13 protein-coding genes are annotated in these 15,885 nt (G+C 67.5%); 12 read left to right on the top strand and 1 reads right to left on the bottom strand.

Going from position 1 to position 15,885, the window contains the following annotated elements; translation table 11 throughout:
- Window positions 1-2 precede the first annotated feature (2 nt).
- The 6 genes from YM304_RS16600 (at window position 3) to mazG (ending at window position 8,663) form a co-directional block, all read left to right on the top strand.
- Window positions 3-992, top strand: coding sequence for a ribose-phosphate diphosphokinase (locus YM304_RS16600; protein ID WP_015442870.1), 990 nt, complete (start codon window positions 3-5; stop codon window positions 990-992).
- 431 nt (window positions 993-1,423) lie between these two features.
- Window positions 1,424-2,095, top strand: coding sequence for a 50S ribosomal protein L25 (locus YM304_RS16605; RefSeq protein WP_015442871.1), 672 nt, complete (start codon window positions 1,424-1,426; stop codon window positions 2,093-2,095).
- A 76-nt stretch (window positions 2,096-2,171) separates the two neighbouring features.
- Complete coding sequence (gene pth / locus YM304_RS16610) at window positions 2,172-2,792, top strand: aminoacyl-tRNA hydrolase (RefSeq protein ID WP_041298389.1); 621 nt, start codon at window positions 2,172-2,174, stop codon at window positions 2,790-2,792.
- Window positions 2,793-2,873: 81 nt separating this feature from the next.
- On the top strand, window positions 2,874-6,347 hold the full coding sequence (gene mfd / locus YM304_RS16615) for a transcription-repair coupling factor (protein ID WP_015442873.1): 3,474 nt from the start codon (window positions 2,874-2,876) through the stop codon (window positions 6,345-6,347).
- 73 nt (window positions 6,348-6,420) lie between these two features.
- Window positions 6,421-7,179, top strand: coding sequence for a hypothetical protein (locus YM304_RS16620; RefSeq protein ID WP_015442874.1), 759 nt, complete (start codon window positions 6,421-6,423; stop codon window positions 7,177-7,179).
- Window positions 7,176-8,663 (top strand): nucleoside triphosphate pyrophosphohydrolase, encoded by a 1,488-nt coding sequence (gene mazG / locus YM304_RS16625; RefSeq protein ID WP_015442875.1) that lies wholly within the window; start codon window positions 7,176-7,178, stop codon window positions 8,661-8,663. The genes YM304_RS16620 and mazG overlap by 4 nt, the downstream gene beginning before the upstream one ends.
- Window positions 8,664-8,696: 33 nt before the next feature.
- Here mazG and YM304_RS16630 read toward each other — a convergent pair whose 3' ends face one another.
- Window positions 8,697-10,535, bottom strand: a complete 1,839-nt coding sequence (locus YM304_RS16630; RefSeq protein ID WP_015442876.1) for a hypothetical protein — start codon at window positions 10,533-10,535, stop codon at window positions 8,697-8,699.
- A gap of 83 nt (window positions 10,536-10,618) precedes the next feature.
- Here YM304_RS16630 and YM304_RS16635 point away from each other — a divergent pair, with 83 nt between their 5' ends.
- The 6 genes from YM304_RS16635 (at window position 10,619) to YM304_RS16660 (ending at window position 15,853) form a co-directional block, all read left to right on the top strand.
- A complete protein-coding gene (locus YM304_RS16635; protein WP_015442877.1) occupies window positions 10,619-11,926 on the top strand; it encodes a DUF4032 domain-containing protein in 1,308 nt (435 codons plus the stop codon).
- Window positions 11,919-13,199, top strand: coding sequence for a phosphopyruvate hydratase (eno, locus tag YM304_RS16640; protein WP_015442878.1), 1,281 nt, complete (start codon window positions 11,919-11,921; stop codon window positions 13,197-13,199). The genes YM304_RS16635 and eno overlap by 8 nt, the downstream gene beginning before the upstream one ends.
- A gap of 82 nt (window positions 13,200-13,281) precedes the next feature.
- Window positions 13,282-13,752 carry an SRPBCC family protein gene (locus YM304_RS16645; protein ID WP_015442879.1) on the top strand — a complete coding sequence of 157 codons (471 nt, stop codon included), beginning with the start codon at window positions 13,282-13,284 and terminating at the stop codon, window positions 13,750-13,752.
- The gene (locus YM304_RS22890) at window positions 13,749-14,471 is read left to right on the top strand and encodes a hypothetical protein (protein ID WP_015442880.1); all 723 of its coding nucleotides are present in this window, start codon (window positions 13,749-13,751) and stop codon (window positions 14,469-14,471) included. Before YM304_RS16645 ends, YM304_RS22890 begins: the two co-directional genes overlap by 4 nt.
- Window positions 14,458-15,246, top strand: a complete 789-nt coding sequence (locus YM304_RS16655; RefSeq protein ID WP_015442881.1) for an Fpg/Nei family DNA glycosylase — start codon at window positions 14,458-14,460, stop codon at window positions 15,244-15,246. The genes YM304_RS22890 and YM304_RS16655 overlap by 14 nt, the downstream gene beginning before the upstream one ends.
- A gap of 97 nt (window positions 15,247-15,343) precedes the next feature.
- Window positions 15,344-15,853: an FtsB family cell division protein gene (locus YM304_RS16660; RefSeq protein ID WP_015442882.1), complete on the top strand. Its 510-nt coding sequence runs from the start codon at window positions 15,344-15,346 to the stop codon at window positions 15,851-15,853.
- Window positions 15,854-15,885 lie beyond the last annotated feature (32 nt).

Below are 15,885 nucleotides of genomic sequence, written 5' to 3' on the forward strand. Positions count from 1 at the left end.
CCATGGAAAAAGTCACCACGAAGCGACTCGCGCTCTACACCGGGCGCACGCACCCTGCGCTCGCCGAGGAGGTGGCCACGCATCTCAACATCGAGATCGGTCACGACAACCTGGTGGAGTTCGCGAACGGAGAGGTCCGTTGCAGCTTCGGGGAGTCGGTTCGCGGTACCGACGTGTTCGTCATGCAGACCCACTACGGCGTCGACGACCGGTCGGTCAACGACTCGATCATGGAACACCTCATCATGATCGACGCGGCGTCACGTGCCTCGGCCAAGCGCATCACGGCGGTGTGCCCGTTCTACGGCTACGCCCGCCAAGACCGCAAGGCTGCCGGTCGTGAGCCGATCACCGCCCGTCTGGTCGCCGACATGTTCAAGGCCGCCGGCGCCAAGCGCATGATCTCGATCGACCTGCACTCCGGTCAGATCCAGGGCTTCTTCGACGGCCCCGTCGATCATCTCACCGCCATGCCGGTGCTCGAGCAGTACGTGCGCGAACACGCGACCGAGCCGGTCATCGTGTCGCCCGACGCCGGCCGCATCAAGGTCGCCGAGCGCATGGCCCAGCACCTGGGTGACTGCGGCGCCGACCTCGCGTTCATCTACAAGCGCCGCCCGAAGGGCACGACCAACGTGGCCGAGGCCGCGGAGGTGATGGGCGACGTCGCCGGGCGCACCTGCGTCCTCACCGACGACATGATCGACACCGGTGGCACGATCGTCGCCGCCGCCGAACTGCTCAAGAAGCGCGGCGCGAAGGAAGTGTGGGCGATGGCGACCCACGGTCTGCTCTCGGGCCCCGCCGTCGATCGCCTCAAGAACGCGCCGATCGAGCGTCTCGTGCTCACCAACTCGCTGCCCCTCCCCTCCGAGAAGCAGCTTCCCAACGTCGAGATCCTCTCGGTCGCCCCGCTGATCGCCGAAGCCCTCGGCGCCGTCTTCGACGACACCAGCGTCAGCGACATCTTCGACGGCGAAAACCTCGCCTAGTAGCAACCAGCCACTCCAAACCAACCCCAACCCCACCACCTCCAAACCCAACCCCAACACCTCCAACCCCAGCAGCGACGCCGCGCAGCCGGGAACGCGCAGCGGGAGGCGAAGCAGGAAGGGATGGAGTCGGAGCGGAGGCGACGTCGACCGAGGAACGAGGGAGGTCGCCGAGCACCGAGCTCCAGCCCTTCCGGCGCAGCCGGTCACGAGGCGCGAGCCAGGCCAGCAAGGAGCAAGCGTCAACACCACGCCACAGCACCGAGCGAGCCCATCCCGCGCAGCCGGTCAGACGCGCGGAACCGGGTCGAGCAAGGAGCAAGCGGCGAACGACACGGATAGCGTTGCCTGCTGCTGTATTTCGTACAGCGGCACTTACGGATGATCAGATTTCGTAGGCACCCGCTGCAACCGTTTGGACAACGATCACCATGACTGAAACCATCCTTCACGCCGAATCAGGCCGCCAGACCGGAAGCTCGGCATCGCGCCGCCTTCGCGCCGACGACAAGATCCCCGGCGTCGTCTACGGACACGGAATGGAGCCGCTGAGCATCAGCGTCGCCCGCCGCGATCTGCGTCAGGCAGTCTCGGGCAGCGCCGGCCTCAACACGATCGTCGACCTCACCGTCGATGGCGAGGTGTACCCCTCGCTCATCAAGGACGTGCAGCGTCACCCGGTGCGCCTCAACATCGCGCACATCGACTTCATCCAGGTCGACCTGAACGAAGAGATCACCGTCACCGTGCCGGTCCACCTCACCGGTGAGGCGAAGGAAGTCGAGTCCAACAACGGCCTCATCGACCAGATCATGACCGAGCTCGTCGTGGCCACCACGCCGCGCAACATCCCCGACGAGATCGTCTTCGACGTGTCGGAGATGGACATGGACACCACGATCCTGGTCAGCGACCTCAGCATCCCCGAGGGTGTTCGCACCGTGTCCGACCCCGATTCGGCCGTCGTCACGGTCTCGATCATGCGTACGCCGGTGCTCGACGCCGAGGCCGAGGCCGCAGAGGCCGCTGCCGAGGGCGAAGAGGGTGCCGAAGACGCAGCCGAAGGCGGCGACAGCGCTGCCGACGGCGCCTCCGAGGAGTGACCCGAGCAATTCAGAACGTGGGTGACCCGACGCGTGCTGCGCGTCGGGTCACGCATTTTTCGGAGCAGGGGTGAACATGGGACTGTTCGGCCGAGAGGGCAAGGGCGCACCGTTCGACTGGATCGTGGTGGGCCTGGGCAACCCTGGAGACAAGTACGCGAAGACGCGTCACAACGTCGGCGAAGAAGTGATCCGACTGCTCGCCGATCGCCGCAATGCGACGCTGAAGGGCGGGCGAGACAACGCGTTGGTCGCCGAGACCCGTTTCGACGGGCCCGACGGTGACGAACGCGTGGCGCTCGCGTTTCCGATCACGTACATGAACGAGTCGGGGCGAGCCGTGGGTGCCATGGTGCGCCGCTACCGCATCGAATCGCCCGAGCAGATCATCGTCGTCCAGGACGAGCTCGATCTGCCGCCTGGCGATCTGCGGGTCAAGGCCGGTGGCGGACTGGCCGGTCACAATGGTCTCCGATCGATCACCAACCACGTCAAGTCGCAGGACTACCTGCGGGTGCGGATCGGGGTCGGCAAACCCGACTCGAAGCACGTCGGCAAGGTGCACGTGCTCGCGCCGTTCCCGAAGCGTCAGCGTGAGTTGATCGACGTCGTCATCGCCGATGCGGCCGATGCGGTCGAGATGATCATCGCGGAGGGCGTCGACGCGGCGATGCAGCGCTACAACACGAAGAAGTGAACTTCGTGACGACAACGACGATGCGCGCGACGACGCGTTGCACCGAGGCCGGTGCGGCCTCCGAGAGAACAGGCCAGACCGATGACCGACGTTGCTGACGACCTGATCGCCGGCGAGGTGGACTCCGCCGAGCGCATCGCTCCGCTGGTCTCGCTCGCTCCCCTGCTCCGCGACGAGCCGGGCCTCACGCGTGCCCTCGCCGACCCTGGGGCGCGCCTCGCCGTCGTCGAAGTGGCCCGGCCGATCTCGATCGCCGCGCTCGCTCGGCTCTCCAACCGGCGACCGCTGGTGGTCGCCTGTCCGACGGGCACGATGGCCGCGCAGCTCCACGACGACCTCCAGCAGTTCGTCGCCCCGGACGAGCTCGCGTTGTTCCCCGGGTGGGAGACGCTGCCGTTCGAGCGGGTGAGCCCCAACGTCGAAACCATGGGCCAACGCCTCGACGTGTTGTGGCGGCTGCGCGACCCGGAGCGGTGCCCGAAGGTGATCGTGGCCGGCGTTCGGTCGCTGCTCCAGAAGCTCGGTCCCGGCGCGATGAGCGTCGAGCCGATCGTCATCCGACCGCAGACCGAGATCGACCCCGACATCCTCGTCAAGACGCTGGTGCGATTCGGCTATCGACGCGAAGAGCTCGTCGAGCACCGCGGCGAGTTCGCTCGTCGCGGCGCGATCATCGACGTGTACCCGGCTCGCGCCAGCGCCCCGATCCGCATCGATCTGTGGGGTGACGAGGTCGATCGCCTCACCCGGTTCGGGGTGAACGACCAACGGTCGGTCGCCGACCTCGACGAAGCCCTGATCTTCCCCGCCCGCGAACTGATCCCCGACGAGCGCGTGCAGGAGCGCGCTCGCACGCTCATGGCCTCCGAGCCGTGGGGGCGCGAGCAGTGGGAGCGGCTCGCGGAGGGTGCGCACTTCGACGGCATGGAGTCGTGGCTGCCCTGGCTCGTCGACGACGACGTGCTGCTCACCGACGTGCTGCCCGACGACGCCAAGGTGGTGCTGCTCGAACCGCGGCGCATGCGCGACCGAGCCGCCGACCTCATCGCCGAGGAAGACGATCTGGCGCGCACCCTCGCATCGACGTGGGCTCGCGATCCCGACAAGACGTTCCCCCGCCTGCACGCCGACCCCGACGTGCTCCTGGCGAGCGCCGGTTCGTTCTGGTCGATCGACTCCACGCCCGAATCTCCCGACACGCCGCTCGTCGAGGCGATGGGCTGGGGGCCCGTCGTCGGTGACGGCACCGGCCTCACCGACCGGCTCCGCGATCTGATCGCCGACGGGTATCGCGTCGTGGTCGCAGCCGACGGCGAAGGATCGGCTCGACGTCTGCACTCGATGCTGCTCGACCAGGGGCTCGACTTCGCGCTGCGCGTCGGTCCGAAGGCCGACCTCACGGTCGACATCCCGGTGGGCGGCAGCATCATCGTCGCCCCGCTGCATCGCGGTGCCACGCTCCCCAACGCGAAGGTCGCGATCGTCGCCGAATCCGATCTGACCGGTCGGCGTCGCGCACACCGTCAGGCTCGGCCGCGCAAGCGCAGCGAGACCGCGAGCACCTTCGAAGACCTCAAGGCCGGCGACTACGTCGTCCACCAGCAGCACGGTGTCGGCAAGTACGACGGCATGGTCAAGCGAGCGATCGGTGGCGTCGAACGGGACTACCTGCTGTTGTCGTACAAGGGCGGCGACAAGCTCTACATTCCGTCCGATCAGATCGACACGATCCGCCAGTACGTCGGCGGAGAGGCCCCGAAGCTCCACAAGCTCGGCGGTTCCGACTTCGCCAAGACCAAGAGCCGGGTCAAGTCGGAGGTCCGCCAGATCGCGCAGGAACTCGTGCTGCTCTACCAGCAGCGCGTCACCGCCGAAGGCCACCAGTTCGCCATGGACACGCCGTGGCAGGCCGAGATGGAAGATGCGTTCCCGTTCGTCGAGACTCCCGACCAGCGCACGGCGATCGACGAGATCAAGGCCGACATGGAGCGCGGGTTCCCGATGGATCGCCTCGTGTGCGGTGACGTCGGTTTCGGCAAGACCGAGATCGCGATCCGCGCCGCGTTCAAGGCGATCCAAGACGGCAAGCAGGTCGCCGTGCTCGCTCCCACCACACTGCTGGCGACGCAGCACGGCAACACGTTCGCCGACCGATTCGCCGGGTTCCCGATCCGCGTCGAGGTCCTCTCGCGCTTCCTCACCGCCGCGCAGGCGAAGAAGGTCGTCAACGACGTCAAATCCGGTGAGGTCGACTGCGTCATCGGCACACACCGCCTGCTCGCCGCCGACATCCACTTCAAGGATCTCGGGTTGCTCGTCGTCGACGAAGAGCAGCGGTTCGGCGTGCAGCACAAGGAGAAGATGAAGAAGCTGAAGACGAACGTCGACGTCCTCACGCTCTCCGCCACGCCCATTCCGCGCTCGCTCGAGATGTCGCTCGTCGGCATCCGCGACCTCTCGCTCCTGCAGACACCGCCCGCCGAGCGTCAACCGATCCTCACCTATGTGGGCGAGTACGACGAGCGGGTCGCGATCGAAGCGATCCGTCGCGAACTCCTGCGCGAAGGCCAGGTGTTCTGGGTGCACAACCGGGTCCGGTCGATCGACAGCGCGGCCAGTCGGCTGCGCGAACTCGTGCCCGAAGCACGCATCGCCATCGCCCACGGGCAGATGGACGAAGGCTCGCTCGAGAACGTCGTCCAGGACTTCTGGGACGGTCAGTACGACGTGTTGGTCTGCACCACGATCATCGAGTCGGGCATCGACATGCCGGCGGTCAACACGCTCGTCGTCGAGCGCTCCGATCTGCTCGGTCTCGGCCAGATGCACCAACTCCGTGGCCGTGTCGGGCGCTCGGGCCAACGCGCCTACGCCTACCTCTTCCACCCGCGCGACAAAACGCTGAGCGAGGAGGCGTACGAGCGGCTCCGCACGATCGGCGAGGCGACCGAACTCGGCTCGGGCTTCAAGATCGCGATGCGTGACCTCGAGATCCGCGGCGCCGGCAGCCTGCTCGGCGAGTCGCAGTCTGGTCACATCGCCGCCGTGGGCTACGACCTCTACTGCCAGATGGTCACCGAAGCCGTGAGCGAGATGAAGGGCGAGCCGCTCCCGAACGCTCCCACCGAGATCAAGCTCGACGTGCCCACCGACTCGTTCCTGCCCGACGACTACGTCAAGAAGGAGGAGTCGCGGCTCGAGGCGTACCGCCGGCTCGCCGACGTCACGTCGCAGGCCCAGGTCGACGACATCCGAGCCGAGTGGGAAGACCGCTACGGCCCGCTTCCGGCACCCGCCGAGTCGCTGCTCCAGGTCGGCTACCTCCGCGCCGAGTGCCACCGCCTCGGTGTCACCGACCTGCAGATCACGTCGTCCGACGCTCGCATCCAGCCGATCGAACTCAAGATGAGCGCAACCCTGCGGCTGCGTCGCCTGTCGAAGGGCGCGAAGTACAAAGAAGACCTGCACCAGTTGGTCGTCCCGCTCCCCCGTGGCAAGGATGCAGCGACCTTCCTGGTCGGATTCTTCCGCGATCTCGTCCCCGACGACGACTGAGCGCAGCTCGATCCCGAGCGCGACCACCGAACCGCCTCGTCAATCATCTCGTCACTCATTACGATCCCCTGCTGTGACCCGCCGACGTCTGACGATCCTGCTTCCCCTCGCTGCTGCGCTGCTCGCCGGCGGCTGCACCACCTTCTCCGATGCCGATGCCGTTGCTCGCGTCGGTGACGTCGAGTTGAGCGTCGACGACCTCGACGCGCTCGCGGTCGACGCCGGCATCCCTGCAGGTGAGGACCTGCCACCCGACGTGGTCCGCACGCTCATCCAGAACTGGGTACAGGAGACGGCGGTTCGTGACGGCCTGCTCGACCCCAACGAGATCGACATCAGCGAGGCTGCCATCGGCGCACGCTTCGACAGTGGCCTCACCGAGTCGGGCGTCGTGTGCCCCGCCATCGTCGTCACCGACACGCCCGAGATCGCGGTCGACGCCGCTGCCGAACTCGATGCCGGCGCCGAGTTCGCCGACGTCTTCGCCGAGCAGAACATCGACACCACGCTCGATTCGACCACCGGGCAGATCGGCTGCGTCGACATCCTGTCGGTGCTGCAGGCGGCCGATGCTCCCGAGGTCGGCGTGCTCCTCGACCTCTCCGGCGACGACCGGTACGGCTCGTCGGCGCTCACCGATCAACTCGGCACGCCGGTCGGTGGCATCGTGGTCGCCTTCCGCACCTACGACGAACTGGCCGACACCGATCGTTCGGTCGTCGATTCGTCGATCCGTTCGGTGTTCGCCGTCGAGGAGATCGACATCATGATCGATTCGAGATACGGCTACTTCGATCCGATCACCACGTCGATCCAGCCGCTCGGCGGATGACCGACGCTCGGTCACCGGCGTCGATCACCGTCGTCGGGCTCGGTCCCGGCGGCGACGACCACGTGACCGCCGAGACGCTCGCAGCGATCGATCGCATCGCGCATCGCCATCTGCGCACCGCGATCCACCCGTCGGCCCACCTGGTCGCCGACGCTCCCGGCGGGGCGACCAGCCACGACGATCTCTACGAACAGGCCGACGACTTCGACGACGTGTACCGAGAGATCACTGCGCGCCTCGTCACGGCTGCCGACGAACACGGCGAGATCCTGTACGCCGTGCCGGGCTCTCCGCTCGTGCTCGAGCGCACGGTCCGCTACCTGCGCGACGCGTGTGCCGACGCATCGATCGAGCTGCGGATTCTTCCCGCCATGTCGTTTCTCGACGTGGCATGGGCGCGGCTCGGCATCGACCCCGTCGAAGCCGGCGTCCGTCTGATCGACGGCCACGAGTTCACCACGGCCGCCGCCGACGAATCGGGCCCCCTCCTCGTCGCCCACACGCACGCCAACTGGGTGCTGTCCGACATCAAGCTGGCCGTCGAGAACGCCACGGGCGACGAACGGGTCACGATCCTGCAGGCGCTCGGCACCGCCGACGAAGTCGTCGTCGACACGACCTGGGCCGAACTCGACCGCACCGTCGACGCCGACCACCTCACCTCGATCTACATCCCGCAGCTCGCCGCCCCGGTCGGGCGCGAGTACGTCCGGTTCCACGACCTGGTCCGAACCCTTCGCGAACAGTGCCCGTGGGACATCGAGCAGACGCACGACACGCTTATCCCGTTCCTGCTCGAAGAGACCTACGAAGTGGTCGACGCGTTGCACGACCTCGACCCCGACGACCCGGCGTCCGACGACGACCTCGTCGAAGAACTCGGCGACCTGCTGTTCCAGATCGAGTTCCACGCGACGATCGCCGAGCAGGAAGGCCGCTTCACGATCGCCGACGTCACGCAGGGCATCCACGAGAAGCTCGTGCGACGGCACCCGCACGTGTTCGCCGACACGGTTGCCGACGACACCGACACGGTGCTCACGAACTGGGACGACATCAAGCAGGCCGAGAAGGGTCGGACGTCGATCTTCGACGGCATCCCGCGTTCGCTCCCGGCGTTGTCGTACGCCGCCAAGGTCGGCCGCAAGGCGTCGAAGGTCGGGTTCGACTGGCCTGACGTGTCGGGAGCGTTCCCGAAGGTCGGCGAGGAGACCGCGGAGTTGGCCGAAGCGATGGCCGGCGACGACGATGCGGCGACGTCGGCCGAACTCGGCGACCTGCTGTTCGCCACCGTCAACGTCGCTCGTCACCTGGGCATCGACGCCGAACTCGCGTTGCGGGCGGCGAGCGACAAGTTCCGGACGCGTTTCGAAGGGGTCGAACGACTGGCTCGCGAGCGTTCGATCGATCTCCGTGACGCCGATCTCGCGACGCTCGACGCGCTGTGGGACGACGTCAAGGCCTCCGCCGCAACGGCTGACTGACGACCGCGTCGGTGACCGGCCGCCACCAGCCCGTCAGAACTGTGGAGGGCTCGATGCGGCGATCGTGGTCCGGCTGCCCGAACCACCGGGGGCCGCATGTGACGCTGCCTGGCGTGCCGCCGACTCCACGGCCGCGTGTTCGGCGGTGCGTGCGGCCTCCGCTGCAGCCTTGGCTTCGTGAGCCGCCGTGGCCCGCTCCTCGACATCGCGTCGCTGAGCGGCGAGGAAGTTGTGTTGATCGGCCTCGTGGCGAGCGCCACCGGCAACGAGGTGGCTCGACTCGGTGATGGCAAGCGTGCCCACGAGTTGGATGAGCGCGGCCAGCGCGAGGTAGCCGGCCAGACGGCCGAACTCGTCGCTGGTCGAACCGTTGTCGAGCGTCGACAGGCCGACGAGGCCTTGCGTGTGCACGAGCAGGATGACGGCGATGCCGTAGGCGAAACGGATCGGTTGGCGACTTGCCGCCACCGCCACCGCCGCTCGCTCGAGCAGGAAGAACGGGACGAGGAGGATGAGCGCCTGCAGGACGAAGCCGGTGACGACTGCGCCGATGCGCTCGTCGTCGCCGATGCGCTCGGCGACACGCCAGATGCCGAAGGCGGCGGCGGGCCACGCGATGGCGGCGAGGATCGGGTTGCGGCGGCGACCGGTCGCCAGGCGAACGTTCATGACCGACACGAACGCCCAGATGGTCACGACGACGAGCAGCAGCGCCGCGATCGAGCGTTCGACACGCTGCAACGAGGCGAGCGTGTCCCAGGCACGGTCCTGCTGCGACTGCAGCAGGACGCCGTTGCTGGCTTCACGCCAGAACAAGAACATGATGATCGCACCGACGATGCTGAGCAAGGCGAGGGCTGCGACCGATGTGACCACGGCGAGGCGCAGGACGTCGGTGCCGGGGAGCAACCGGATGCGTTGGCGCAGGTCTCGGTCGATCGGCGGACGGGCGTCGGCGCGGAGCGCTCGCGCCCAGAATCCCATGCGGCCTCGGCCGACCCCGGTGGTCTTCTTGCCGGCTCGACGATCGAAGGCCTGGCTCACGGCGTCTTCGACCGAACGGCCGCCGCGGATGGCGAGCCCGAACACGATGAGGGTCGGAGGAACGGCCACGACGCCGAGCGCCCAGGCGGGTGCGACGCCGTCGAAATCGTCGCCGTACGCACCACCGAGGTTCAGCGCGATGAGGCTGAGCGATCCGACGATCGCCAGCGCGACCGGCACCCAGTACCAACGGGCGAGCTCCACCGACGCGAAACCCAGTCGGCGCGTGACGCCCGACAGCACGTAGAGCGGACGGTACATGACGAGCATCGTCACGATGATCGCGGCGAGCGCGATGGCGAGTGGGACGGGCGAGGCTTCGGCGGTCTCGGTCGCCGACAGCCGTGAGTGCAGGAACACGATCGACAGGCCCGCTGCGGCCGCCACGACGAACGGGGCGATCCACGCCGCGAGAGCCTGCATCGGATCGGGCGGCTCGTGTGTGCTCGCGATCGAGAGCAGCCGTCTGGCGTTCTCGACGATGATCCAGGTCCACGCCAGCACGCTGAGGCCGGCGACGACGGCTGCAGCGGTGGTGAGCAACGAGAGCCGCCCCGACCAGGTGTCGCCGTCGACGACGTTGGCGATCTGCCATCCGGTGCCACCGATTGCCAACGCGCCGGCGCTGATCGCAAGCCAGCGGACGAACCACGCGTTGATCGGCACGCGCCGCGCCGACTCACGCGTCGCGGCAGCAGGCTTTTTCGGAGCGTTCGGAGCGTTCGGAACGTCGTTCGAGTCGCCTTCGGGGGTCCACGAAGGAGCAGCGGCGACCTTGAGCTCTGTCGGCGTCGACTGCGGCCCTGGCGGCAGACCTTCGTGTTGCATGGTGTGAAGATCGGCACGCCGACGCGTGATCTTGAGCAGAAGTTGAGAAAGCTCGGACCGAATTCTTCGACCACACTTGAGAGATGCGCGTGCATCTCACCAGTCCGTCGGATCACCCACTCATCGCCGGACTCCCGTTCTCGACCCGTCTCGACGATTGGACGCTGCCCGACATGCACGGCGTCCTCGGGCTCCACCGCCACGTGGTGCGCCTCATCGAGCTCGGTGACGCCAGCTACGTCATCAAGGAACTCCCCGACCTCCTCGTCGATCGTGAGTATCGGCTGCTGCGCGAACTCGCCGACGCCGGACTCCCCACGGTCGAGGTCGTCGCCGCGGTCACCGGCAAGGTGTCGGGAGGCATCCCGGTCGACGGCATGCTCGTCACCCGCCACCTCGACTACTCGCTGCCGTACCGGACCCTGCTGTCGGGCCGGGGGCTCACCATCCCCTACCTCGGCGAGCGAGTCCTCGACGCGCTCGTCGGACTCCTCGTGCGCCTCCACCTCGCCGGCTTCTTCTGGGGCGACTGCTCGCTCTCCAACACGCTGTTCCGCCGCGACGCCGGTGCCCTCTCTGCATACGTCATCGACATGGAGACCGGCGCCCGCTACGGCAAGCTCTCCGACGGGCAACGCACGCTCGACCTGCAGGTCGCGACCGAGAGCGTTGCCGGCGGCTTGCTCGATCTCCAGGCCGGCGGGCGGCTCAAGGCCGACATCGACCCGTGGGACGTGTCGATGCAGATCGAAGACCGCTACCGGGCGCTCTGGACCGAACTGACGGCGGGCGACGAGTTCTCGCCCGACGAAACGTACAAGATCGACCAGCGGCTCCAACGGCTTCACCAGATGGGCTTCGACGTCGAGGAGATGGAGATCATCGACGACGCCGAAGGCGACCGGATGCGCTACATCCCCCGAGTCGTCGAGCACGGTTTCCACGCCGAGCGGCTCCGCAACCTCACCGGTCTCGAGACCAGCGAGAACCAGGCGCGGCGCATGCTCGACGACATCCGTTCGTTCGGTGCCGAGATGCACCAGGAGCGCCTCACCGCCGCCGAGGCCACCGGACGACCGGCTCGGCCGCTCCCCGAGAACGTCATCGCCGTCCGCTGGCTCGACGACCGGTTCGAACCGCTGATGTCGAAGATCCCGACCGAGTTGTTCTCGAAGCTGCAGGCCGCCGAGATCTATCACCAACTGCTCGAACACCGCTGGTTCCTGTCGGAAGAGGCGCGCGTCGACATCCCGCTCGAGACCGCCCTCGAGTCGTACATCTCCGATGTGCTCGCCTCGGCACCCGACGAGGTCAACATCTCACGCCAGACATCTGACGCGTTCGGCGAATCGTCCACCGATTCTTCGGATACCTTCGACCCTCATGAGTGAGATCATCGGAATCAACGGCCGCGAAATCCTCGACAGCCGCGGCAACCCGACGGTCGAGGTCGAGGTGATGCTCGACTCCGGCGCCCTCGGCCGAGCCGCCGTGCCCTCGGGCGCGTCGACCGGTGAACACGAGGCCGTCGAGCTCCGTGACGGCGGCGAGCGCTACAACGGCAAGGGCGTGCTGTCGGCCGTCGGTTTCGTCAACGACGAGATCGCCGACGCACTCGAAGGCTTCGATGCACTCGACCAGCGCGAGCTCGACCGGATCATGCTCGACCTCGACGGCACCGACAACAAGGCCCGGCTCGGCGCGAACGCCATCCTCGGCACGAGCCTCGCCGTCGCCAAGGCCGCAGCGATCGAACTCGACATGCCGCTCTACCAGTACGTCGGCGGACCCAACGCCCACGTGCTCCCCGTGCCGATGATGAACGTCATCAACGGCGGCGCCCACGCCGACAACTCCATCGACTTCCAGGAGTTCATGATCATGCCGGTGGGCGCTCCGAGCTTCTCCGAAGCACTGCGCTGGGGCACCGAGACGTACCACGTCCTCAAGAAGGTCATCGGCGACCGCGGCCTGTCGACCGCCATCGGCGACGAAGGCGGCTTCGCTCCGAACCTCGACTCGAACGAGGAAGCGATCACCGTGCTGCTCGAAGCGATCGAGAAGGCCGGCTTCACGCCCGGCGACGACATCGCCATCGCTCTCGACCCTGCCGTGAGCGAGATCTTCGAAGACGGCGCCTACCAGCTCAAGGGCGAGGGCAAGGTCCTCTCCCCGACCGAGATGTCCGACTACTGGACCCGCCTCGTCGACACGTACCCGATCGTCTCGATCGAAGATGCGATGGACGAGAACGACTGGGACGGTTGGGCCACGCTCACCGCTGCCGTCGGCGACCGTGTCCAGCTCGTGGGCGACGACCTCTTCGTCACCAACGTCGAGCGCCTCCAGACCGGTATCGACAAGACCGTCGCCAACTCGATCCTCATCAAGGTGAACCAGATCGGCTCGTTGACCGAGACGCTCAACACGGTCGAACTGGCGACCCGCCACGGCTACACCTCGGTGATGAGCCACCGCTCGGGCGAGACCGAAGACGCCACGATCGCCGACCTCGCCGTGGCCACCAACTGCGGCCAGATCAAGACGGGTGCTCCCGCTCGCTCCGACCGCGTCGCCAAGTACAACCAGTTGCTGCGCATCGAATCGGCCCTCGGCGACTCCGCCGAGTACCGCGGCCGTTCGGCCCTCGCTCCCCTCCGCTGAGGTCGGCCGATGCCCGAGACGCCGTAGCGAACGAACGACGCTGACCACATCCGATGAGACGACGGCACGACGGCGTGACGGTATGACGGTCGAATTCGAACGGCGCACCACGCTGCCGACGACACCAGAGCGTGCGTTCGACGTCTCGCTCGACGTCGACCTCCATCTCGAGTCGTTCAAAGACAGCGAGGAATCGATCGTCGGTGGCGTGACGTCCGGTGAGATGGCGCTCGGCGACACGGTGACGTGGCGGGCACGCCACTTCGGAATCTGGTGGACGATGACGTCCACCATCACCGAATACGAACGCCCCCATCGATTCGTCGACGAGCAGAAGAAGGGGCCGTTCAAGTCGTTTCGTCACGTGCACGTCTTCGAGTCGCTCGACGACGGGTCGACCCTGATGATCGACTCGGTCGAGTTCGCCGCTCCGCTCGGTGTGCTCGGTCGCATCGCCGAGAAGGTCGCGCTCGAGCGATACCTCCCCAGACTCATCGAACTCCGCAACGCCGAACTCACCAGGTTCTTCGCGTCGCCGGGCGGAGCAGCGTGAGTTCGTTCACGGCGCTGCGCAACGCCGCACGGGCCGTCGTCGGCCTGCCGATCATGGCGGTGCAGCATCTCGCCCGAGTACGCCACCTCGAACGAACCCAACGCGAGGTGACCTCGTTGAGCGAACCCGCCCCGATGCCGGTCACCGCCGGCGGCGACGACGATCTGCAGACTCGATTCGACGGCGTCGGCCCGCTGCTGATGCGCACCTACTCGGTCGAGATCGTCGAGGCGACGATGACGGCGGCCGAACTCATGGACCGGTTTCGCGACGACCCGAATCAGTTCTGTCCGCAGCACCTCGCCGGCTTCCACGCACCGACGGGCGAGACGAGCCGACACCTTCGCGACGGTGAGGAGGTGCTCGTCGAACTCCCGGGACCGTGGAACGGGCCGTTGCTGGTGCGGATCGAGTCGCCGACCGAGACGGTGCTCGCCACGCGCGACGGGCACATGGAGGCCGGCCAGATCAGGTTCCGGACGTCGGACGACGGCGATCACCTGACGTTCGTGATCCGGTCGTGGGCACGCGCCGGCGATCGGTGGTTCCGCAGGCTCCACGTCGACACCCCCATCGCCCGCGAAGTCCAGACCGCCATGTGGGCACACACCTGCGACCGCGCCGTGAAGATGGCCGGAGGCTCGCGCCGGGGCCCGGTGCGCGCCGAGACCGAAGTGTTGGCGAACTCCGACATCGGCGACGACCATGCCCGAGGGTGACACCCTTCGGCGAGCGGCCGAGGTGCTCACCCCCATCCTCGAGCACCAGGTCGTGACCGACCTCTGGTTCAAGAAGCTGCGCGGCTACCGGCCGAGGGTCGGCGACAGGATCGAGAGTGTCGACGCGGTCGGCAAGTACCTCCTGATCGAGTTCGGCCGAGGGCTGGTGCTGCACACCCATCTGGGCATGTCGGGGTCATGGCGAGCCGCCGGCCTCGATTCAACGCTCCCGCGCGATCCGCGGCTGCGCGTCGTGATCGAAACCCGGCTCGGTCGAGCGCTGTGTTTCGCCGCTCCCGAGATCTCGACCCACATCAAGGGATCGGGCACGTCGGCGGCCGATCAGCTCGGCCCCGATCTCAGCGACGACGACGCCGACCTCGAACTCGTCGTCGCGAACAGCCGCCGGCTGCCGCCCGACACGACCGTGGCCGAGATGCTGCTCGATCAACGTGTCGCAGCGGGCGTCGGCAACGTGTTCAAGAGCGAGGCGCTCTTCGTCGCCGGCATCGCCCCGTTCACGCCCATCGGTGACCTCGACGACGCTCGGCTCGCTGCCCTGTGGTCGGTCGCACACCGCCAGCTCGTGGCCAACCGCGGACGGCCGTACCGGTCGACGACCGGGCCGGGCAATGCCGGGCGAACGTTCGTGTACGGCCGCCACCGATTCGCCTGCCGCCGCTGCGACAACGCCATCGCCTTCTCTGCGGCGGGGGAACGCACGGCGCGCTCGACCTACTGGTGTCCGACCTGTCAGCCGGTCGTCGACCACTGAGCGCCAGCAGCAGCGCCAGCACCTCGACCTCTACGTGAGGGTTGTTGTTTTCGCGACATGACGGCCGAAGTGCCTGAACTCCTGCCAGACTCGTGCGGTGCCTCGCAATGCCACGACGTCGATCAAGCGGCCGCCCGTCCGGGCGTCGGCCGACGCCGGCTCGTCGCGGCTCGGTGACTTCACCCGTCCGATCCCCATCGACAAGCGCATCTCGCGTCGCCCCAAGCTGGCGCTGATCGCCGGCCTGCTCGCGCTCGGCGTCATCGTGGCGGCCAGCGTCGCCGTGTTCGTGCTGCCGATCGGTACGTGGCGCGACCAAGACACCGACATCGTCCAGCGCCAAGCGCAGCTCGACGAACTCAACCGCGTCAACGCCGAACTCCAAGCCGAAGTCGATCGGCTCGGCACCGACGACGGCATCCGCGAAGCCGCCCGACAGGACTACGGCTACGTCGAACAGGGCGAAGAGCGCAGCTCGATCCTCCCGTTCCCCGAACTCTCGACCGATCTCCCCGACGGGTGGCCGTACAACGCGGTCACGCAGATCATGGACGCCACGGCGGCCGGCCCGCGCCCTGCTCCGGTCGACGACGCGTCGGCCGACTGACGCTCCGTCACACCGCCGTCAGCCCCGCCCGA

Source organism: Ilumatobacter coccineus YM16-304, assembly GCF_000348785.1.
Lineage (GTDB): Bacteria > Actinomycetota > Acidimicrobiia > Acidimicrobiales > Ilumatobacteraceae > Ilumatobacter_A > Ilumatobacter_A coccineus.

What these genes read in the sequence shown, in the direction of transcription:
- YM304_RS16600 (WP_015442870.1), top strand. Translation starts at nt 3, where the DNA reads ATGGAAAAAGTCACCACGAAGCGACTCGCGCTCTACACCGGGCGCACG.
- YM304_RS16605 (WP_015442871.1), top strand. Translation starts at nt 1,424, where the DNA reads ATGACTGAAACCATCCTTCACGCCGAATCAGGCCGCCAGACCGGAAGC.
- pth (WP_041298389.1), top strand. Translation starts at nt 2,172, where the DNA reads ATGGGACTGTTCGGCCGAGAGGGCAAGGGCGCACCGTTCGACTGGATC.
- mfd (WP_015442873.1), top strand. Translation starts at nt 2,874, where the DNA reads ATGACCGACGTTGCTGACGACCTGATCGCCGGCGAGGTGGACTCCGCC.
- mazG (WP_015442875.1), top strand. Translation starts at nt 7,176, where the DNA reads ATGACCGACGCTCGGTCACCGGCGTCGATCACCGTCGTCGGGCTCGGT.
- YM304_RS16630 (WP_015442876.1), bottom strand. Translation starts at nt 10,535, where the DNA reads ATGCAACACGAAGGTCTGCCGCCAGGGCCGCAGTCGACGCCGACAGAG.
- YM304_RS16635 (WP_015442877.1), top strand. Translation starts at nt 10,619, where the DNA reads ATGCGCGTGCATCTCACCAGTCCGTCGGATCACCCACTCATCGCCGGA.
- eno (WP_015442878.1), top strand. Translation starts at nt 11,919, where the DNA reads ATGAGTGAGATCATCGGAATCAACGGCCGCGAAATCCTCGACAGCCGC.
- YM304_RS16645 (WP_015442879.1), top strand. Translation starts at nt 13,282, where the DNA reads ATGACGGTCGAATTCGAACGGCGCACCACGCTGCCGACGACACCAGAG.
- YM304_RS16655 (WP_015442881.1), top strand. Translation starts at nt 14,458, where the DNA reads ATGCCCGAGGGTGACACCCTTCGGCGAGCGGCCGAGGTGCTCACCCCC.